The organism is Methanohalophilus levihalophilus (assembly GCF_017874375.1).
Taxonomy (GTDB): domain Archaea; phylum Halobacteriota; class Methanosarcinia; order Methanosarcinales; family Methanosarcinaceae; genus Methanohalophilus; species Methanohalophilus levihalophilus.
In genome coordinates this window covers 222042-241363 of record NZ_JAGGLK010000001.1, presented here as the reverse complement: position 1 = coordinate 241363, position 19322 = coordinate 222042, and the positions used below count along the sequence as shown (strand labels likewise).

Sequence of the window (19322 nt, the reverse complement as noted above, 5' to 3'; positions counted from 1 at the left end):
ATATTATCCTATTCAATACCGGATGAGATATATGCGAGGATTTCTTAACAAAACCGACTACAGGCATTTTGCCGTATATGCTTTCATTTTGCTGCCTACTGCGGCATTGTGCTATCTTGGCCAATTATCACTTGGAACCATACCCTCAGCAGTGCTATTTGGAATATTGTTATTGATACCAATTGCCGGTAATGTGGAAATTCCTGTTATAAAAATGAGAACACGGAAACAAGAGCATCTGCAGCGTGATGCACTGGTATTGGAAAAGATATTTTCAGTGCCGGTTGTTAAGGAATTATCAAGCGGAACCAGAATCGTATTTGATACAGTCGTAACTATAAACTTAGGCGGGTTTGTAATCCCCCTATTCCTTGCAGCATTTTTGCTTACTCTCCAGATGAATTTTGTAGCTCTTGAAATCGCGCTTATAGTGATGGTAGTTGTTGCCTTAGTGGCAGAAATGATCGATGGGGTAGGAATAGTTGTTCCTGATTACATAGGCATAATTGCCATTCCTTTTGCATTGCTGCTGGACCCTATTAATGCGGACATCATTGTTTTTGTTGCCGGGACAATGGGAGTACTGGCCGGGACAATGGCACACCTCTTTGCGCTTAATAAAGAAGAAAGAGGAAGTGCTTTCATAAGTATTGGCGGAGCGGGAAGCTTCCGCGCAATTTACATAACTGTAATCCTTGCTGGATTAATATCCCAGTTTATCTGAAAAGAATTAATCAAACCCCGGTTCCATGGAACTGACACCAAGACGTTCCTGCAATCTGGACTCAAGATGAAGGGAGCGATATTTCACAATACCATGTTCTCCAAACCTGAAAGGCTGCGGAGTTGTATCTACCTTGGTAGCTCGCATTTTCTGTACTGCAAGAACAGGAGATAATGTAGCATCCACTTCATTTACCTTCATGGAATCCAGGAAAATAATACCGTCACCAAGGAAATCGTAATCATCAAAGGATTTTGTTTCAATTCCATGGTTCTTCTCGGTAATCAGGAAAGAGGTCATCTTACGCTGCTTCATCAACCTGTGAGAAGAGCGCCACGCAGGAGACTTTCGGAACTCTTCGGGGTTGCTGAAAACACTAAGGGAATCAAAAACCACACGCTTTGGCTTGTAGGTCTCAAGTATTTCGGTGATTTCCTCGAATGTGAGCATTGACATTCCAAAAACTTCCAGATACCCGTCATCAATGTATTTCCCGAGATCCCAGCCAAAACGCATAAAGTGTTGGACAAGCTGCTGCAGTCGTTCCTCAAAAGAGAAGAGGACACATTTCTCACCTTTCTTGACACCTTCAACCAGAAACTGCATGGATAATGTTGTTTTCCCGGTGCCCGGGGGACCTGTAACAATGACAGAAAATCCTTCAGGAATGCCACCTTCAAGCATATCGTCCAGCCCTGCCACACCAGTGCCGATACGCTTAATTGCCCTGTCAAGGTTCTGCGTATCTAGCTTGGATTTAAACCTGCTTGTGTCAAGGGACAAAAGGGCCTTTTCAAGAACCAGATTTTTTGCCCCAAGTTCCTTCTCATATCTTTCAAGCACCTTTATGGCGTCACTACTTAGGGTAGTGTGGACTGGATACTTGTTTCTGGCCATGATAAATAATTAAGTGTAGAAGATATAAAGGTTTGTTTCCGTTTAACTAAAAGTACCTTTACTCATCGTCTTCTTCAGGAAAACCCGCACCTTTTAGGAACTCACCACGCCCTTTTTGCGCAATAATCTCTTCTTCCCAGATAATTTCTCCTCTTGAAAAGGTAACTTCAGGAAAAATGCCATCCATACCCTCATATGGAGTCCAACCGGCCTTGCTATGTAAATCATCGCCTTTTATTTTGCGAACATGGCGTGGATCAACAATTACCAGATCGGCATCAAAACCTTCAGCAAAAGAGCCTTTGCCATGCCTGTCCAGCCCAAATGTCCTTGCGGGAGCAGCGCTGGTCAGATCTATCATACGACCAAGAGGAATGAGGTTACGCTTCACGGCTACAAGCATTAAAGGTAGAAGAGTCTCAACTCCCGGAACTCCCGATGGTGCGGATTTAATATCCCCCTCTTTCTCAAATTCACGATGGGGAGCATGATCCGAGGCTATCATGTCGATAGTACCATCATTAATAGCATTCACCAATGCTTTCACACTACGCCTGTCCCTAAGAGGAGGATTCATTTTCCCGAAAACTCCAAGATTGTTCCAATCTTTTGTCGAGAGGAACAGGTGATGCGGAGCAACCTCAGCCGTCAGGTGCCCTGCTCCTTTTTCCGAATTTAAAAGCTTCTGGTTTTTGATCTGACCCACCGCCTCCATCGTGCTGATATGACAGAAATGTCCTTTAGCACCGGTTTTATTGAGTTCATCGAGGGCTTTTTTGACAGCAATACCTTCACACAGATTTGATCTGGCTCGTGAATGGGATTCAAATGAAAAATCCTTTTTCAGAATGGATTCATTCTTGAGACGAATTTCCTCATCTTCTGCATGTATGCAGGCAGTTGCGCCCAGATTGCTAATTGATTTCATTGCTTCGTGGAATATTTCATCATCAATACCCAAACCACCCGTTGACTGTGCCATGAATATTTCACCAAATGCACTCACACCCAACTTCCATAGTTCAGGAAGTTTGTCAACGGATTTCGTAACCCCACCGTTTATCCCGAAATCAACAATCGATTTCCGATTTGCCATCTTGAGTTTTTGCTTAAAGGATTTCTTGTCAATTGTGGGAGGCATGGTATTCGGATGATCAAAAACTGTTGTAATACCACCGGCTGCAGCAGCACAGCTCCCTGTATACCAGTCTTCCTTATGCTCAGAACCAGGTTCCCTGAAATGTACATGAACATCAATTCCGGATGGAAGAGTAAGTGCCCCTTCAGCGTCAATAACCTGATCTACGTTTTCGCCTTTTAGATCCTTCGCTATCCTTTTGATTTTACCATCTTCAATCAGGATCTCACCGGGTTGTAAAATGTTATTATAAAAAACTCTGGTATTTGTGATCAGGAAATCGCTCATAGACCTTTCATCTCCAGAAGAGAAAAATAGCCTCCAATAAAGATATGCGTTTCTATATCTCAGGCATCAGGGAAAAAGCGGGCGATTGGAATATATAGAAAATTGATTTAACTATATATTTAGTAGATTAACTAGATATACACCTCGCGACTATCTATGGATGATGAGAGAAATAGAAACTGAGGAATTGGTATTTGGAAGCAAATCCAATAATAATGTGAAATACATCCGGAAGCATAAAACCGGATATAACATCCGTTTGGAAGCTATTCAAAATTACGATGCGGAAGAACTTGAAGTTTACAGGTTCTTAATTGGGGGATTGGCAGGAAAATGATACTTTCTGATAATGAAGATAAATGTTATATTTGCAAGGGGGAACTGCAAAAAAAGAATCTTGGAAATATCAAGGTTAAGTACTGCCCGGAATGCGGAGCAATTGAACCTCTATACGATTGGGTGACCAAAATAAAGATTTCAGCGCACTGACTTGTCCATCAAAGATAGTACTATATTGAAATATATAGTAATATAGCCTATACATATACCTATAGGCATTAATTTAGATTATTGAGAGTAAAACTATATACGGATTCCCCATTCTTCATGACAAGGGCGAATGTCCCGAAGAATAGAGGAAAACACATGATAAACAGAGCAAAACTTTGGACTATCACACTTGTACTAATCATGGTGGTGGCACTCTTTGGTGCCGGATGTACCGGTAATGAAAACGGTGAAGATGAAGTGGAAATGGAAAGTATTATCGTCAAAGGATCAGACACAGTCCTTCCACTTTCACAGGCAGAAGCTGAAATTTATATGGAAAACAATCCTGAAACCAGCATAACTGTAATCGGGGGGGGATCAGGAGTTGGAATTGCTGCACTTATCGACGGCGAAATTGAAATTGCAATGGCATCCAGATCAATTAAGGAGTCAGAAAGGGAAACTGCAGAAACAAATGGAATCAACCCAATGGAACATGTTGTTGCATGGGATGGAATTGCAGTTGTTGTAAACCCTGAGAACACAATTGAAGGACTTACTTACGAACAGATCAGAGGCATTTACAACGGTACTTACTCCAACTGGGCAGATGTCGGCGGAAATGACATGGAAATTGTTGTAACTTCACGTGACAGCAGTTCCGGCACCTACGAATACTTCAAAGAAGAAGCTATGAGCGAAGACGAATACCGTGCAGACAAGCTTACACAGCCTTCCAACGGAGCAATTGTCCAGACTGTTTCTCAGAATGAATACGCAATAGGTTACATTGGATTTGCATACCTTGATGATTCCATCAAACCGATTTCACTTGACGCAGGCGAAGGAATGATTGAAGCAACTGAAGCCAACATCCTTGGTGGAGAATATCCTCTGGCAAGACCATTGTATCTTTACACTAACGGAGAACCAGAAGGTCTCGCAGCGGATTTCATTAACTTCATCCAGAGTGACGAAGGAAAAGCAATCGTAACAGATGTCGGCTACTTCCCGGCCTGATACATTAAATAGCGAAACCTCCTTCGAGGCGTGAAATGATACACCGAAGATATAAGGAAAAAGGAATTGAAAGCGGATTATTTATAGCGTCAGCTGTAACCGTTTTTGCCCTATTCCTTATATGTTTTTTCCTTTTCAGGGATGGATACCTTCTTTTTGAAACATTTCCATTTACTGAATTCCTTTTCGGAACAGGATGGTTCCCAACATCCAGTCCACCTAAATTCGGACTTTTACCGTTACTATTAGGTTCACTTCTGGTAACATTTGGAGCCATAATAATTGCTGTACCTTTAGGAGTTGCAGCTGCAATTTACATTGCGGAGCTTGCCAGCCCAAAAGTATCAGAATTCCTGAAACCTTTTATTGAAATCCTGGCAGGAATTCCATCAGTTGTGTACGGTTTCTTCGGATTGGTTGTTCTTGTACCCATCCTTCAGGATGCATTGAATCTGCCTACCGGACAGACTGCACTTGCAGGATCAATAATGCTCGCAATGATGGCACTGCCAACCATTATTTCAATATCAGAAGACGCAATTAATTCAGTTCCTCTTTCACTTAAGGAAGGTTCCCTCGCACTGGGAAGTACGCACTGGCAGACCATTTACAGAGTCACACTTCCTGCCGCTATTTCCGGAATATCAGCAGCAGTAATTCTTGGAATAGGGAGAGCAATTGGCGAAACAATGACCGTACTCATGGTCACAGGAAACATGGCAGTTATCCCCGGATTCCCCGAGGGCCTGTTTGATCCGGTTCGTACAATGACAGCAACAATAGCCCTTGAAATGGGAGAAGTTGCACAGGGTAGCGATCACTTCCACGCGTTGTTTGCAGTGGGATCAGTGCTTTTCATAATCACATTCATCATCAATCTAATAGCTGACAGGATTAAGACAAAATACAGGCTTAAAGGAGGTCTTTGATGGCTATTAGTTCAAAAACCACCGAAAAAATTGCTTTCGGAATAATAAGATCAGCAGCTATTCTTGTAGCAATATTTGTTACATTAATTCTCCTTTACATAATCCTGCAGGGATACAGCGTATTGAGTATTGATTTCCTTACGGAAATGCCTAAAAACAGGATGACAGAAGGCGGTATTTATTCAGCAATTGTCGGGTCCCTGTACCTAGTAGGACTATCAATCGCAATTGCTGTGCCATTGGGGGTACTGTGTGCAATATACCTGAATGAATATGCAACCGAAAGCCGATCAACCTGGGCAATAGAAATGGCAATTAACAACCTTGCCGGAACTCCTTCAGTTGTTTTCGGTCTTTTCGGACTTGCCCTGTTTGTCAAATATTTTGATTTTGGCCCATCCCTGTTATCAGCATCCCTTACACTTGCATTACTAATTCTGCCCGTAATAATCAGAGCAAGCAAAGAAGCACTCCTGACAGTGCCCATGGGATACAGGGAAGCATCCCTTGCCCTTGGAATCACAAAATGGAAGACAATACGCCACGTAGTATTGCCGGCAGCAATTCCGGGAATCGTAACCGGAACGGTGTTGAGTATTGGTCGTGTTGCCGGGGAAACCGCACCAATTCTTCTGACGGGAGCAGCCTATTTCCTGCCGAGATTGCCGGATTCAGTATTCTCACAGTTTATGGCACTTCCATATCACCTGTTTGTACTGGCAACATCTGGAACAAACATCGCCCAGACAAGACCGATACAGTATGGTACAGCCCTTGTATTGTTGATAATCGTACTGGGAGTTAATAGCTTTGCAATCGCAATCCGAAGACATTACAGACGAAAACTGAATCGATAATTATTCAATAAACCTGAGGATCACTGATGAGTGAAATTAACGATTTCGAAGACATTGAAATTGAAGACCTTAACCTCTGGTATGGCCAGAAGCAGGCACTTCATAATGTGTCCATGAAAATACCTAAAAACAGCGTTACTGCCCTGATAGGCCCGTCCGGCTGTGGCAAATCCACTTTCCTACGCTGCATTAACCGAATGAACGACCTTGTTAAAGGATGCCGCATTGAAGGAAAAATCAACATTGATAACAAGAATGTTTACGACAAGGACGTAGATGTAGTTGAACTCAGGAAGAATGTGGGAATGGTGTTCCAGAAACCAAATCCTTTCCCCATGTCCATCTACGACAATATCGCCTACGGGCCAAAAATACATGGTGTTAAGAAAAATAATATCGGCCCTATTGTTGAAGAAACCCTCAAAGGGGCAGCTCTCTGGGAAGAAGTTTCTGACAGGCTGGATACCTCTGCGCTTGACTTGAGCGGCGGACAGCAACAGAGATTGTGCATTGCCAGGACAATGGCAGTCAAACCCGAGATTATTCTTTTTGACGAGCCGTGTAGTGCTCTTGACCCCATTTCAACAAACAAAATAGAAGATCTAATCCTTGAACTTAAAAAGGATTACACCATTGTTATTGTAACACATAACATGCAGCAAGCTGCGAGGATTTCCGACCACACAGCTTATTTCCTCCTGGGAGAACTCATCGAATTCGGGAAGACAAAGCACATATTTGAAAACCCACAGGAGAAGAGTACAGAGGATTATATCACAGGGAGATTCGGGTGATTTAATGGTACGTGAGAAATATCTTACCGATCTTAAGCATTTGAAACAGAATGTTATTGAGATGGGGCATCTGTCAATGCAGATGATTGACGATGCACAGACCGCTCTCAAGAATGTCGACAAGGAGCTTGCCGGTGAGATCGTCATGGCAGACGAGGTTGTCGACAATTATGAGTACAAGATTGAGAAGAGAAGTGCTGATTTGCTGGCCCTCCAACAGCCAATGGCAAAGGATCTACGGCTGATAATAACCTCATATAAAATCTCAATTGATCTTGAACGCATGAGCGACATGGCGGTGGATATTGCCCAAATTGTTAGAAGGATGGACGATGAAATTGTATTCACCTACTCTGATCTCGATAATATATTCACCCTCTGCAGGGAAATGGTGGCAAACACCATCAAAGCCTATGAGGAAGGGAATGTTGAGCTTGCCAGAAAGACTGCAGAAAGTGACGATCTTGTTGACCAGAAGTTCTACAAAGGCTGGGAAACCCTTGTAAGAATGATGATTTCAAATTCTGCAATTATACAAAATGCTACAGATCTAATGTTTGTTATCAGGTATCTTGAGAGGATTGCTGACCACAGCTGCAATATCTGTGAAAGTATAATTTACATGCATACCGGAGAAAGGGTCGACCTTAACTGATCCTTTCATTTGTTCTTTTTCTTACGCACCTGACAAAAGTTAAATAAAGGGCGTTGCATCCTCTACATGTCTCATTACTAAATATTCCAGAGGATTTTATCGTGACTGACGAATTATTTGACATAAAGAGCGGTTACATTTCTTTTAATAACCCTATTGCTATTGCGTCCATGGCAGGTAAAACTGATAGCTCATTTGCAAACAGCTATGGAAAAAATGCCGGTCTTGTTGTACTTGGCGGATACAATTTAGATGCTGCAACCAATGAAGCAGCGAAAAAAATTAAATCAAGAGGAAGAGAGGAATTTGTATCCGATGAACCGCTTGAATTCCTGAGAAGTGAAATTGAAAATACCGAGATATCCGGTGTTGCTGCATTCAACCTGAGAACTACATCGATAGAACCTTTGATTGAAGCAGCAAACATCATAAGGGAAGCAGGCGGAATTCTGGAACTTGATGCTCATTGCAGACAGGAGGAAATGATCGAAATCGGTGCAGGGGAAGCACTGATGGAAGACCTTCCACGTCTTGAGGAATGGATTCGCCTGATCAAGGAAACCGGCGTTGTCCTTTCGGTGAAAATCCGCACAAACGTTGTGGATGATGAGGAACTGGCAAAAGCAATCGAGGATGCTGGTGCTGACATACTCCACGTCGATGCGATGAAAACCGGTGCAGGAGCAGATCTCAACGCTATAAGGAAAATCAGGGACGTTACCCGCCTTTTGCTCATAGGAAACAACTCAATTCAGGATTTTTCCGACGCAAAGGAAATGTTCTCAAGGGGAGCAGACATGGTTTCCATGGCAAGGGCAGTTGTTGCTAACCCGGATGTTGTACCTACAATGGTAGAACTGGTAAGCCAATACCAAAGAGGAATCGGATGGTACAATGCCCCGAAGCATGTTTGTCGCGGAGAAGGTGACCTGCGGGGCCTTACATTCTGTTGCCTGCCGGTCAAGCCATGTGCCATTCATTCAAAAATTAAGAAACTGGGATTCAGCCCGAAAGAATTTGCCGATCTGAAGATGGAATTCGTGAAAGGTACACCTCTGGAATTCGGAGACAGCACATGTTTCGGCAGTCTTGCATGGTGTTGTAAAATCTCAAAGCCATGTTTCCTGAGGGATGGAGTACTGGACGTGCTCGATATGTCCCCTGCGGAATACATGAGGCTGAAAAAAGAGATGGCAGATTACATACTGGAAAATAGCAAGAACAAGTGAGTTGAAGGGTTTTCATGGAGATTGCACTTCCCCAGGGGCAGGAAAATGTTGCATCATACATAGCTCGATGCTGCCAGCTTGCAATGGCACTGGAAGTTTCAGCAACACCAAAACCCGGCAATATTGACAGAACACATGATTTTGACGATACCAGATATGAACACTTCATCGCTTCCGCAATATCCGCTTATCCTGTAATGCATGATGCTGCATTTAGCCGATATAGTGTGGGGAAACTGCTTGATATGGCAGTCGCTGAAAGCAACCGCTGGCAAAGGGGAGGAAATACACATTTCGGAGCTTTCCTGCTTCTAATACCTCTTGCTATGAGTGCTGGAAAACTGTTGTCTGAAAAAGGGAGTGTCGAAGCAGAAGAAGTATTCTCGAAGGCCTACGAAATCGTGCAAGCTGCAGATACCGATGATGCAGTTGATTTCTACCGATGTTTCCAGTCCGCAGGCGTAAAAGTGCAGGATGTAGGAGATCTGGACCTTCAGGATTCCGGAGCTATTGAAGATATACAGAAAAAGGGAGTTAACCTCTACCAACTCATGGAAATTTCCAGTAGCTATGATCTCATAGCCAGGGAATGGACAAATGGTTTCCCGGAAACGGATGCTGCAGCGATCAGAATTTCAGAACTACTTGAAAGCGGACTTGGAATAAATTATGCCATAGTCCAGACTTTTCTTGAACTGCTGGCTGCAAGGCCTGATACTTTCATACAAACCAAATCAGGGAAAGAAGTTGCAGAATCTGTTAGTAAAAGTGCCAGTGAAATCGTTTCAGAAATTCACAAATCCGGCATAGTCAAAAATCTCCCACTGATTGAAGATTTCGATGAGAGTTTACTTGAAAACCGCAACAATCCCGGCTCTACTGCAGACATAATAATTGCATCATTATTCATCGTCCTTTTGGGAGGATTACGTTTTTGACCAAAGAATTTAATCTTGAAAATTTCGGGATTTGTGAAGGAATATCAGAGACAATTGTAACCACCGGAAAAGATAAGCCAAATGCTGCCCCTATCGGAATAATCTGGAAAGATAACAGGCTTTTCGTCAGGGTTTACAAGGGATCTGACACATATTCTAATATTGATACCGACAAGGCACTAATTGCAAACATCACATACGATCCTCTTCTTTTTGTCCGGAGCACATTTGGGAAACTCAATAATGATGAATTTACAATGGAATCAGTTAAAGGCACAGAATATCCTGTACTGAAAAAGGCACTTGGATGGGTTTTCTTCAGATGTGATGAAATACAATATGGATCTGAAGCTCTTGTAGCATGGATTAAACCTGTTGCAGGAAAAATTAATAATTCTCCCTTAAAAGCACCAAACCGGGGATTTGCCGCAATAATTGAAGCTGCAGTGCATGCTACAAGGTATCAGCTGGCTGGTGAAGAAAAATACCGCGATCTTGTTCTTGAAAACCTGGAACTGGCGGAAAAGTGTGGTGGAAAGGCTGAAAAAGAAGCAGGCAGCTTGATACGAGAAATTGTAAACTCAGAAGCCAATGAATAAGGTGGCACCAATATGAATAAATTCATGGAAGTGGCTTTTGAGGAAGCAAGAAAAGGTATGCATGGAAATGAAGGCGGGCCTTTTGGAGCTGTAGTTGTAAAAAATGGCGAAATCATTTCCAGAGCCCACAATGAGGTCCTGTTGCATAACGATCCGACCAATCATGCAGAAGTACTGGCAATTAGGCGGGCATCTTCTGTTCTGGAAAACTTTGACCTGACAGGTTGCGAGATCTATTCCACATCCTATCCGTGTCCAATGTGCCTTGCTTCAATACTATGGGCACATATTGACAAAATATATTATGGCACATCCTCAGAGGAAGTTGAAAAAGTTGGCTTTGATGATTCACTAATCTACCAGAAACTTTGCAATAAGCATCAGCTTGCTTCAGCCATTAAACCAATTGATAGTGAAGATTGTCGGGAACTCCTTCTTGAGTGGGATAAAAAAGAAGATAAGAAGACTTATTGATTCAGGTTTCTTCAACCAGTGAAGCAAGAAGCTCCTCAGATTCTGCGTTCCGCCCTGTTTTTGCGCAAACAGAAGCTTTTAGTTTGATCAGTTCAGGCTTTCCGGCTTCAACTTCAAGCGCATGATCACAGGTCATGAGAGCATCGTCTTCCTGACCCAATTTAAGGTATGAGTTTACCAATCCCTGCCATGCAGGAACAAAACGGGGTTTACGACCCAAAACCTGCCTGAAAGCTTCAACTGCATCTTCATACCTGCCAAGCTGGTAGAGAGAGTTTCCTTTTGCATACAATATTTCAGATGAGTCGTTTTTGAGCTGTGGATCCGGTCTCAGATTGAGGAAAGAGTACCGAGGGAAGGAAAAATACATGACACCAGCATGTTCTTCCGCCTTTTCATAGCAATCAAGAGCATCATCATAGTTTTCCCTCATGTAGAGAATATTGCCTTTACAATACAATGCCTCGGAAAAGTCAGGACTGATCTCTAGGGCATGATTAAAGGCCTCAAGTGCCTCATCATAGCGTTTAGCTGAATTCAGGACAAAACCTTTGCTAAACCATCGACCAGCATCATCTGGCGCCTCTTCAATAGAAGAAGTGATCACCTCAAGTGCCTCATCCTCGCGGCCTATTTTATGGAGAAGGAAACATCGACTATACCTTGCATCTGAGGCTTTCGTGTGTGCTTTTTTCGCCTCATCAGGCATCTCATTTTCAATCAGTTTTGAACCCAGATCATCCCAGATAACAGCGGCTTTTTCATAATTGGAAAGCGCTTCATCAAAGTTCCCCATTTCAAAAAGCACGTACCCCTGGCCGAAAATGCCTTCAGCCTCAAGATACTGTTGCTTTAGAGCTTTGCGCTTTGAAGCTCCAGCATATATTTTTTTCAGGAAATTCATATGGTTGATACAACTGTAAGTGAAATATACTTTTTGCAAATAGCAAATAAAATGCAGAATAAATAAAAACAGGTTCGTGTAATTGGTTAACAACAGTGTACTTTATAAGCTCATAATGCAGATTTAACCCGATGAAAAAAAAGTTCCCTGAAATGCTGGATTTCCTGCAAATAAAAAGAGGGAGCAGTTCTTCCCAAGAAGTGGATAGCGCCACAATACAGGAAATACTTGAGAATGTCATAAATTCAAGTCCTGCGGTTGTTTTTATCTGGAAAGAAGGCAAGGGATGGCCTGTTGCTTTTGTCTCCAGGAACATAGAACAGTTTGGATACAGCGTAGACGAAGTCCTTTCAGATCCAATGCGATATCGCGACATTATGCACCCTGATGACATTGAAAATATCAATGCAGAAGTTGAAGCACACTTAAAAGCAGGTGAAAGTCAATTCAATTTGCGATATCGGATACTGACAAAGGGCAGAGAAGTCAGGTGGGTTGATGAAAGAACGACTGTACACGAAAGCGATAGTGGAACGTATTACCAGGGAATAATTGTTGACATTACCGATCAGAAAAACGAAGAAAGAGCACTTCTTGATGGTGCCCTTGAAATGAAAAAGGCTCTTGAAACAGTTATTAACTCCAGCCCAGTCATTGTTTTTTTGTGGAAGGCACAAAAAGACTGGCCAGTGGAATTTGTCTCGGAAAACATAAGCCTGTTTGGATACGACGTGGAAGATTTCATATCAGGAAAAATGGTTTACGGGGACATCGTACATCCAGATGATATTGAAAAGGTTCGAAGTGGGATGGAAAAAAGCACTGAAGAAGGGAGCTCATTTTTTACCCAGGAATATCGGATAATAACTAAAAACGAGGAAATACGCTGGGTAGATGAAAGAACCCAGATTCAGCATAACGATGCCGGAAAAGTGACTTACCTGCAGGGAATTATTCTTGACATAACTGAAAGAAAGAAAATCGAAACTGCACTTTTAAAAGAAGATTCACGCCATGAAGCAATATTGGCACTCTATGAAATGAAAGATTCGTCCATAGAAGATATTCTGGCATCTTCAAGGGAAGAAACCCTGAAACTTACTGACAGCAACTTCGGAGTCATCCTCTGGTTTGAAAGAGAAGAGGACGTGAAATCCTATGTTTCCGCAACCGAAAACCTGATAGAGCAAAACGGAAGGATTCCATTGGAAATCACGAGATTTTGTGAAAAAGTAATTTCCAACAAACACACTTACATTGTAAATGATAGTTCCACGCTTCAACCAATTGAAAAAGACGGAATGGAACTCGATCTGAAACGCTATTTGGGAGTACCTGTTTTTGAAAACAGTCGTGTTATTGGAGTCGCATGGGTTGCAGGAAAACCAGAGAAGTACAATGAAGCAGATCTGCGCCAGTTAACCTTGCTTATGCAGGGCATGTGGAACCTGATCCAGCAGAAAAAATCTGCAGAAGAGCTTAGACAATATGCAGACGAGGCAAGACGCTCAAATGAGATCCAGAAGGTCCTGGGAGAGGTTATCAAAAATAGTCCGGCTACTGTATTCCTTTGGAGAGCAGAAGAGGAATGGCCTGTAGAATTTGTCTCGGAAAACGTAACACAATTCGGATATACTGTGGAAGATTTCCTCTCAGGAAAGCTTGTTTATGCTGATATTGTCCACCCATATGACCTTGAAAGAGTCCAGAAGGAACTTGCAAAAAGGATTGATGAAGGGCACACTGATTTCAATCAGGAATACCGTATTATGACAAAATTCGGCGATATGAGATGGGTGGATGAAAGGACGTTCATAAAACACAATGAAAAAGGAGAAGTGGCTTACCTGCAGGGAATTATTGTGGATATAACTGATAGAAAGCATGCAAGTGATTTCATGCACATCCAGTTTGATCTGGACAGTGTCCTGAGTTCGGCAACAAATGCACAGGAAAGTTTTGATATGTTGCTCGAACTCGCGCTCAGGGTTGAACCTGTAGACTCCGGAGCACTGTATCTTGTTGATGAAGCAACCGGGGATCTTAATCTTGTGTCACATAGAGGACTTTCAGAGAAGTTTGTTCGCAGCACAACATATTATGCAAAAAATTCAGTCCAGACACGCCTTGTAATGACCGGTCAACCGGTTTACAAACATCACTCCGAATTAAGTGCAATCACAACCGGAGAAAATCTACAGTATGAGGGCCTGCACGCTACTGCGGTAATACCGGTTCAGTACCAGGACATGATCATAGCCGCCCTCATGCTGTCTTCACACGATGAATATGAAATTCCTGACAGCAGCCGTTATGATCTTGAAGTTGTTGCAGCACAGATCGGGGAAGTCATCTCACAAATGCGTTCTGAAACATATATGCAGAGGCAGCTGGAAAACTTACAATACCTGATTGATGACATACCCGAAGCATTAATTGTGCTGGACGAGACGGGCAATATATTCTATTCAAATATTGCAACAATTGCTGAATTAACAGATGGTGAAGAAGTTATTGGAAAAAACTTCACGGATCTGGTTGCCGATAAAAGTATAAACATGGAAGAAATTGCCAGGAATATTGCAGAGAAAGGAGTCTTTAAAATTAAAGTCAAAGTTGTATTCCCGGGCAATACAGGCTTCTTGGATACGATATTTTCCAGAAGTACATGGAATGGAAAACCCTGTTTTATTGCATTAATGAAATTTGAACCATGAATTCCTTTGTGGCTGTCCGAACAGGATATATATGATAAAGAAATGATACCTATCGCGTTATTATAAATAGAAAGTGGAGTGAAACGGATGAATCAGAAAGTTGTAGCATTATTCCTTGCGGGTATTATGGTAATGTCAATATTACCATTTTTGTTTAGTGGAGGACAGAGACAGAGTGCTCCGGAAACAATTGAAGCCCAGAGCTTTAGCAGTGTCGGTGGAGAACAAATAAATGTCCCACTAAGCTCTCTATCAGACGGAATAGCCGTTACACCTTCTGGAGCTGTTGCAGTACAATACTTTGACCTTGAAGAAGCAAAAAAATCACATCTCCAGTTTGTCATTGGGAATACTACTGTTTTTGACACGTTGTACGGATCAAACGTCGTAACCAGATATGCTGCATCTTACGACGAAGACATGTGGTTTGAGCTCCACCAAATATCTCCTGAAGTTGTTGCATTCTCCTATTACATCTCCCCTGAACAATACAAAGGATATCAGGTATTGCTGAGACAAAATGGATTTTATACTGTTATCGGAAGCCCTATTGCCATCGGACCTGTGAATTCAACTGAGCAGGTTATCGATGTGATTTCAGGAGACATTCCGGCAACTACCACATTTGATGAAGTCCTTGAATATGCAGTGGATGGGGCCCAGCTCGAAAGCGCTGGCATTCCTGACAGTGGTGCTGACCAGTATTATATTGCATGGAAAGCAATTGGGACCCAAAACAATAACTATAGTCGAACAACAGTCTTACTCAACCCCACTGAAGCAACCATCGGGAATATTACTGAATACGCTGCCAGCGGGGAAGAAAATGGATTGATGTATGCTATTAACAACTATGGAAATATTACAGAAGTAACCATAACCACAAATGCATCCAGATTTTTTACTCTGACATCAGAGCCTGTTATGTAAAACAGGCCTGATTTCCCATAGGAAGATTTATATTAGATCGTGGCATTGACCACGCTCTATGGGTATTGTCACAAAGCACAATATGCAAGTGGCAATTCAAACCATTATTCCGTAACTAACCAGATCCGAGGCATTGATATTATTCATGCTTTGCATCTATACAATGAATAATGACAAACCACCAGCCAGTGCCGGTGGTTTCGAAGGAGATAGAAATATGGCAAAATTCGATGTTCCAGAAGAATTGGCTGACAAAGCTCTCGAAGCAGTTGAAGCAGCCCGCGATACCGGAAAAGTAAAGAAGGGTACAAACGAAGCTACAAAAGCTATTGAAAGAGGTATTGCAAAACTTACCGTTATTGCAGATGATGTAGAGCCTGCAGAAATTGTAGCACACATCCCTGCACTCTGTGAAGAAAAGAACGCACCTTACATCTTTGTGAAGGAACAGAAAGAACTCGGTGCAGCATGCGGTATTGGCGTAGCATGTGCAGCTGTATCTATCACAGATGCCGGTAAAGGTTCCGAGATCATTGATGATCTTGTCGAAAAGGTTAACGCCCTTAAATAATCATTCACGATTCAGAGGTAAGATACCATGGCAGAAGACGACACAGGATTTGCTGCCGAGGTCATCGACGTCATCGGCAACACTGGTATGCATGGCGAAGCCAGCCAGATACAGTGCAGGGTTTTAGAAGGCCGTGACAAGGGCAGGATTATTACACGTAACTGTGTAGGACCTGTTCGCGTGGGCGACGTGCTCATGTTGATGGAAACCTCAAGGGAAGCAAAGAAACTTACAACACGGTGATGAGCAATGGAAGCAAGAAAATGCTCTTTCTGCGGCAGCCTTCTTGAACCTGGAACAGGTATCCTTTATGCAAAAAGGGACGGTTCAACATACTATTTCTGCTCATCCAAATGCAGAAGTAACCACAAACTCGGAAGGCTACCAAGACGTACTGTCTGGACCGAACAGGGTAGGATTTACCTGAAAAAAGAATAAGCAGGTGAGTCTTCATGGAAAGAACTTATGTAATGATCAAACCTGATGCAGTCCAGAGAGGACTCATCGGGAATGTCATCAACAGGATAGAAAACAAGGGACTGAAAATCAGTGCTCTGAGGATGAATGTCATTAGCGAGGAAACCGCTACAGAGCACTACAGTGAACACAAAGAAAGACCTTTCTTCCCTTCCCTGATATCCTACATCACCTCCGGACCTTCAGTTTCAATGGTAATTGAAGGCGGGGATGCAGTCAAGATTATGCGTGCAATCAATGGTGCTACAAACCCTGTGGAAGCAGCTCCCGGAACTATTCGTGGAGATTTTGCAATCGAAACAGGTCGCAACATAGTTCATGCATCTGATTCTGTGGAATCCGCGGAGCGTGAGATTGCTATCCACTTCTCTGAAGATGAGATTGCAGGATACACAAAAATTGATGAAACCTGTCTCTACGAATAAGACAGCCTGAAAATCCAATCGGGAGCTTTCAATGTCTGTCAATGAGAACCTCAGGACTCCCATCGTTTGCGTGATGGGACATGTAGATCACGGCAAAACCAGCCTGTTGGACCTTATTCGCGGTTCAGCAGTCGTAGCGGGGGAAGCCGGAGCTATTACCCAGCATATAGGCGCAACTGAGGTTCCCATAGATGCTATTGCAGAGAAATGTGGCAATGATGCAATGAAAGATAAATTCATTGTACCCGGGCTGCTTTTTATTGATACACCCGGCCATCATGCATTTACTTCCCTGCGCAGCAGAGGAGGTGCATTAGCTGATTTAGCAGTAGTTATTGTAGACATAAACGAAGGATTTATGCCACAGACTATTGAAAGCCTTGAAATCCTTAAACGTTTTAAGACGCCTTTTGTTGTTGTCGCAAACAAGATTGACAGGATCCATGGATGGAATCCAAAACCCGGGTCCAGTTTTATTCAGACATATAATTCCCAGGCCGAACACGTCAGGTCCGCACTTGATACTAAGTTTTATGAAATTGTCGGGGAACTCTATAATCACGGTTTTAACTCGGAAAGGTACGACCGTGTAGCTGATTTCCAGAAGACAATAGGCGTAATTCCAATAAGTGCTCTTACGGGAGAAGGAATTCCTGATTTACTTATGGTACTCCTCGGACTTGCCCAGAAATTCCTTGAATCCAATCTGCATTATACTGCGGACGGACCCGGAGAAGGAACTATACTTGAAGTAAAGGATGAAAAGGGACTGGGTACAACTATCGATATAATCCTCTATGATGGAACAATCCACAAAGGAGACACTATTGTAGTCGGAAGCCTCGGTGAGCCCATCCAGACTAAGGTCAGGGCAATATTGAAGCCAAGGGCACTGGAGGAAATTATTACTGAAGACCGTTTTGAAAAGGTCGACAGTGTAACTGCTGCTATTGGAGTCAAATTGTCAGCGCCAGGACTGGACGATGCCCTTTCAGGTGCGACTGTGAAAGTAGCAACCCCCGAAACCCTCGACAGTGTTGTTGAAGATATTAAAGGGGAACTAGAAGACGTCCAAATCAATACTGATTCCATGGGCGTTACTATTAAAGCTGATACAATTGGATCTCTGGAGGCTCTTGTCAATGAGCTGCAAAAGGAAGAAATTCCAATACGCAAGGCAGAAGTTGGTGATATTGCACAACGTGACATCGTTGAAGTGTCAGCAATTGAAGATCCTTTCTATTCAGTGATGATAGGATTCAATGTCAAATTGCTTCCTGATGCAAAGGAAAAGGCACAGGACGCAAACATAAAGCTTTTTATGAATAATGTTATCTACCGGCTGATTGATGAATATAAGGATTGGGTGAAAGAGCAAAAAGCCAAATCCGAAGAAAACATCTCTCAGATGATTGTGAAACCCGGTAAATTCACTCTACTTCCCGGCTGCACATTCCGGCAGAGCAAACCTGCTGTTGTGGGCGTCAGGATAACAGGCGGTTCAATTAAAACAAACGTCCAGGTAACCAACGATCAGGGAATCGTTGTAGGTGTCGTAAAAGGATTACAATCCGAAGGAGAAAACATCAAGGAAGCACATACCGGAATGGAAGTTGCAATGGCTCTTGAAGGCCCTACAGTCGGCCGGCAAATCAAGGAAAATGACGTGTTATTTTCAAACATACCTGAAAAACATGCAAAAATCCTTGAGCATGAGTTAATAGACACCCTGAAACCGGATGAAATCGATACTCTTGATGTATTTTTGGAGATAAAGCGCAGAGAGAATCCTTTCTGGGCTAAATAAATCAAATTGATCAGATTAACAAATTGGAGGAAAATTTATGGCAGATTTCAAAGTTGTGGTCTCTGACCCAAAATCAAAAGCATACCAGTTTGATGTAACTGGTGCTGAAGCCAACAAATTTATTGGAAAAGCTATTGGAGAAACTGTAGATGGTGAAGTTGTAGGCCTTCCCGGATACACTCTGGAAATCACCGGCGGAAGCGACAACAGTGGCTTCGTCATGAGAAAAGACCTTCCGGGCCCTAAAAGACAGAAAGTCCTCGTTGCCGGTGGAGTTGGCTACTCACCTAAAGCAAATGGAGCACGTCGCCGCAAATTCCTTAGAGGAAGGGAAATTGCACCGGACATCGTCCAGATAAACTCAAAAGTTGTCGAATATGGTGGCAAGTCCATTGAGGATATTCTTGGAGGAGGCTCCGAGGAAGAAGTAGAAGAAGCTGCTGAAGAGTAAACTCCTCAG

Annotated in this window: 22 protein-coding genes; 19 read left to right on the top strand and 3 right to left on the bottom strand. The window is 42.8% G+C overall.

Annotation, left to right across the window (positions count from 1 at the left end; genetic code table 11):
* Positions 1 to 31: 31 nt before the first annotated feature.
* Positions 32 to 724 (top strand): DUF1614 domain-containing protein, encoded by a 693-nt coding sequence (locus tag J2755_RS01295; protein ID WP_209678500.1) that lies wholly within the window; start codon positions 32 to 34, stop codon positions 722 to 724.
* Between the two features lie 6 nt (positions 725 to 730).
* Here J2755_RS01295 and J2755_RS01290 read toward each other — a convergent pair whose 3' ends face one another.
* Both J2755_RS01290 and J2755_RS01285 read right to left on the bottom strand, forming a co-directional pair.
* Positions 731 to 1621, bottom strand: coding sequence for an RAD55 family ATPase (locus tag J2755_RS01290; protein ID WP_209678497.1), 891 nt, complete (start codon positions 1619 to 1621; stop codon positions 731 to 733).
* Positions 1622 to 1679: 58 nt separating this feature from the next.
* Positions 1680 to 3047: a dihydroorotase gene (locus J2755_RS01285; RefSeq protein ID WP_209678494.1), complete on the bottom strand. Its 1368-nt coding sequence runs from the start codon at positions 3045 to 3047 to the stop codon at positions 1680 to 1682.
* A gap of 163 nt (positions 3048 to 3210) precedes the next feature.
* Here J2755_RS01285 and J2755_RS01280 point away from each other — a divergent pair, with 163 nt between their 5' ends.
* From J2755_RS01280 to J2755_RS01235, 10 genes are all read left to right on the top strand, one after another.
* Positions 3211 to 3384 carry a hypothetical protein gene (locus J2755_RS01280; RefSeq protein ID WP_209678491.1) on the top strand — a complete coding sequence of 58 codons (174 nt, stop codon included), beginning with the start codon at positions 3211 to 3213 and terminating at the stop codon, positions 3382 to 3384.
* A gap of 308 nt (positions 3385 to 3692) precedes the next feature.
* On the top strand, positions 3693 to 4556 hold the full coding sequence (locus J2755_RS01275; RefSeq protein ID WP_209678489.1) for a PstS family phosphate ABC transporter substrate-binding protein: 864 nt from the start codon (positions 3693 to 3695) through the stop codon (positions 4554 to 4556).
* Positions 4557 to 4591: 35 nt separating this feature from the next.
* Positions 4592 to 5485, top strand: coding sequence for a phosphate ABC transporter permease subunit PstC (pstC, locus tag J2755_RS01270; protein ID WP_209678486.1), 894 nt, complete (start codon positions 4592 to 4594; stop codon positions 5483 to 5485).
* The gene (pstA, locus tag J2755_RS01265) at positions 5485 to 6342 is read left to right on the top strand and encodes a phosphate ABC transporter permease PstA (RefSeq protein WP_209678484.1); all 858 of its coding nucleotides are present in this window, start codon (positions 5485 to 5487) and stop codon (positions 6340 to 6342) included. The genes pstC and pstA overlap by 1 nt, the downstream gene beginning before the upstream one ends.
* A gap of 26 nt (positions 6343 to 6368) precedes the next feature.
* Positions 6369 to 7136 carry a phosphate ABC transporter ATP-binding protein PstB gene (pstB, locus tag J2755_RS01260; RefSeq protein ID WP_209678481.1) on the top strand — a complete coding sequence of 256 codons (768 nt, stop codon included), beginning with the start codon at positions 6369 to 6371 and terminating at the stop codon, positions 7134 to 7136.
* Between the two features lie 4 nt (positions 7137 to 7140).
* Positions 7141 to 7791, top strand: a complete 651-nt coding sequence (phoU, locus tag J2755_RS01255) for a phosphate signaling complex protein PhoU (RefSeq protein ID WP_209678478.1) — start codon at positions 7141 to 7143, stop codon at positions 7789 to 7791.
* A gap of 101 nt (positions 7792 to 7892) precedes the next feature.
* Complete coding sequence (locus J2755_RS01250; protein WP_209678475.1) at positions 7893 to 9020, top strand: methanogenesis marker 9 domain-containing protein; 1128 nt, start codon at positions 7893 to 7895, stop codon at positions 9018 to 9020.
* A 14-nt stretch (positions 9021 to 9034) separates the two neighbouring features.
* Complete coding sequence (locus J2755_RS01245) at positions 9035 to 9958, top strand: triphosphoribosyl-dephospho-CoA synthase (RefSeq protein ID WP_209678472.1); 924 nt, start codon at positions 9035 to 9037, stop codon at positions 9956 to 9958.
* Positions 9955 to 10557, top strand: a complete 603-nt coding sequence (locus J2755_RS01240; protein WP_209678469.1) for a DUF447 domain-containing protein — start codon at positions 9955 to 9957, stop codon at positions 10555 to 10557. The genes J2755_RS01245 and J2755_RS01240 overlap by 4 nt, the downstream gene beginning before the upstream one ends.
* Before the next feature lie 12 nt (positions 10558 to 10569).
* Positions 10570 to 11031 carry a nucleoside deaminase gene (locus tag J2755_RS01235; RefSeq protein WP_209678466.1) on the top strand — a complete coding sequence of 154 codons (462 nt, stop codon included), beginning with the start codon at positions 10570 to 10572 and terminating at the stop codon, positions 11029 to 11031.
* A gap of 1 nt (position 11032) precedes the next feature.
* Here J2755_RS01235 and J2755_RS01230 read toward each other — a convergent pair whose 3' ends face one another.
* A complete protein-coding gene (locus J2755_RS01230) occupies positions 11033 to 11935 on the bottom strand; it encodes a tetratricopeptide repeat protein (protein WP_209678463.1) in 903 nt (300 codons plus the stop codon).
* Positions 11936 to 12066: 131 nt separating this feature from the next.
* Between J2755_RS01230 and J2755_RS01225 the strand changes: the two genes are divergently transcribed.
* The 8 genes from J2755_RS01225 (at position 12067) to J2755_RS01190 (ending at position 19313) form a co-directional block, all read left to right on the top strand.
* The gene (locus tag J2755_RS01225) at positions 12067 to 14652 is read left to right on the top strand and encodes a PAS domain-containing protein (RefSeq protein WP_245312589.1); all 2586 of its coding nucleotides are present in this window, start codon (positions 12067 to 12069) and stop codon (positions 14650 to 14652) included.
* A gap of 87 nt (positions 14653 to 14739) precedes the next feature.
* Complete coding sequence (locus J2755_RS01220) at positions 14740 to 15582, top strand: hypothetical protein (RefSeq protein ID WP_209678460.1); 843 nt, start codon at positions 14740 to 14742, stop codon at positions 15580 to 15582.
* Positions 15583 to 15799: 217 nt separating this feature from the next.
* On the top strand, positions 15800 to 16153 hold the full coding sequence (gene rpl7ae, locus J2755_RS01215; protein ID WP_209678456.1) for a 50S ribosomal protein L7Ae: 354 nt from the start codon (positions 15800 to 15802) through the stop codon (positions 16151 to 16153).
* Between the two features lie 27 nt (positions 16154 to 16180).
* Entirely contained in the window at positions 16181 to 16396 is a 216-nt protein-coding gene (locus J2755_RS01210; protein ID WP_209678453.1) for a 30S ribosomal protein S28e, read from the top strand.
* A gap of 6 nt (positions 16397 to 16402) precedes the next feature.
* Positions 16403 to 16591, top strand: coding sequence for a 50S ribosomal protein L24e (locus J2755_RS01205; RefSeq protein WP_209678433.1), 189 nt, complete (start codon positions 16403 to 16405; stop codon positions 16589 to 16591).
* Between the two features lie 14 nt (positions 16592 to 16605).
* On the top strand, positions 16606 to 17055 hold the full coding sequence (gene ndk / locus J2755_RS01200; protein WP_209678430.1) for a nucleoside-diphosphate kinase: 450 nt from the start codon (positions 16606 to 16608) through the stop codon (positions 17053 to 17055).
* Positions 17056 to 17086: 31 nt separating this feature from the next.
* A complete protein-coding gene (infB, locus tag J2755_RS01195) occupies positions 17087 to 18862 on the top strand; it encodes a translation initiation factor IF-2 (RefSeq protein WP_209678427.1) in 1776 nt (591 codons plus the stop codon).
* Positions 18863 to 18899: 37 nt separating this feature from the next.
* A complete protein-coding gene (locus tag J2755_RS01190) occupies positions 18900 to 19313 on the top strand; it encodes a 30S ribosomal protein S6e (protein WP_209678424.1) in 414 nt (137 codons plus the stop codon).
* Positions 19314 to 19322 lie beyond the last annotated feature (9 nt).

Excerpts from the sequence above, each read along its gene's own strand:
- J2755_RS01205 (WP_209678433.1), top strand. The coding sequence starts at position 16,403 with ATGGAAGCAAGAAAATGCTCTTTCTGCGGCAGCCTTCTTGAACCTGGA.
- J2755_RS01245 (WP_209678472.1), top strand. The coding sequence starts at position 9,035 with ATGGAGATTGCACTTCCCCAGGGGCAGGAAAATGTTGCATCATACATA.
- infB (WP_209678427.1), top strand. The coding sequence starts at position 17,087 with ATGTCTGTCAATGAGAACCTCAGGACTCCCATCGTTTGCGTGATGGGA.
- J2755_RS01220 (WP_209678460.1), top strand. The coding sequence starts at position 14,740 with ATGAATCAGAAAGTTGTAGCATTATTCCTTGCGGGTATTATGGTAATG.
- J2755_RS01225 (WP_245312589.1), top strand. The coding sequence starts at position 12,067 with ATGAAAAAAAAGTTCCCTGAAATGCTGGATTTCCTGCAAATAAAAAGA.
- J2755_RS01290 (WP_209678497.1), bottom strand. The coding sequence starts at position 1,621 with ATGGCCAGAAACAAGTATCCAGTCCACACTACCCTAAGTAGTGACGCC.
- pstB (WP_209678481.1), top strand. The coding sequence starts at position 6,369 with ATGAGTGAAATTAACGATTTCGAAGACATTGAAATTGAAGACCTTAAC.
- J2755_RS01235 (WP_209678466.1), top strand. The coding sequence starts at position 10,570 with ATGAATAAATTCATGGAAGTGGCTTTTGAGGAAGCAAGAAAAGGTATG.
- J2755_RS01275 (WP_209678489.1), top strand. The coding sequence starts at position 3,693 with ATGATAAACAGAGCAAAACTTTGGACTATCACACTTGTACTAATCATG.
- J2755_RS01280 (WP_209678491.1), top strand. The coding sequence starts at position 3,211 with ATGAGAGAAATAGAAACTGAGGAATTGGTATTTGGAAGCAAATCCAAT.
- J2755_RS01285 (WP_209678494.1), bottom strand. The coding sequence starts at position 3,047 with ATGAGCGATTTCCTGATCACAAATACCAGAGTTTTTTATAATAACATT.
- rpl7ae (WP_209678456.1), top strand. The coding sequence starts at position 15,800 with ATGGCAAAATTCGATGTTCCAGAAGAATTGGCTGACAAAGCTCTCGAA.
- pstC (WP_209678486.1), top strand. The coding sequence starts at position 4,592 with ATGATACACCGAAGATATAAGGAAAAAGGAATTGAAAGCGGATTATTT.
- pstA (WP_209678484.1), top strand. The coding sequence starts at position 5,485 with ATGGCTATTAGTTCAAAAACCACCGAAAAAATTGCTTTCGGAATAATA.
- phoU (WP_209678478.1), top strand. The coding sequence starts at position 7,141 with ATGGTACGTGAGAAATATCTTACCGATCTTAAGCATTTGAAACAGAAT.
- J2755_RS01210 (WP_209678453.1), top strand. The coding sequence starts at position 16,181 with ATGGCAGAAGACGACACAGGATTTGCTGCCGAGGTCATCGACGTCATC.
- J2755_RS01190 (WP_209678424.1), top strand. The coding sequence starts at position 18,900 with ATGGCAGATTTCAAAGTTGTGGTCTCTGACCCAAAATCAAAAGCATAC.
- J2755_RS01230 (WP_209678463.1), bottom strand. The coding sequence starts at position 11,935 with ATGAATTTCCTGAAAAAAATATATGCTGGAGCTTCAAAGCGCAAAGCT.
- ndk (WP_209678430.1), top strand. The coding sequence starts at position 16,606 with ATGGAAAGAACTTATGTAATGATCAAACCTGATGCAGTCCAGAGAGGA.
- J2755_RS01295 (WP_209678500.1), top strand. The coding sequence starts at position 32 with ATGCGAGGATTTCTTAACAAAACCGACTACAGGCATTTTGCCGTATAT.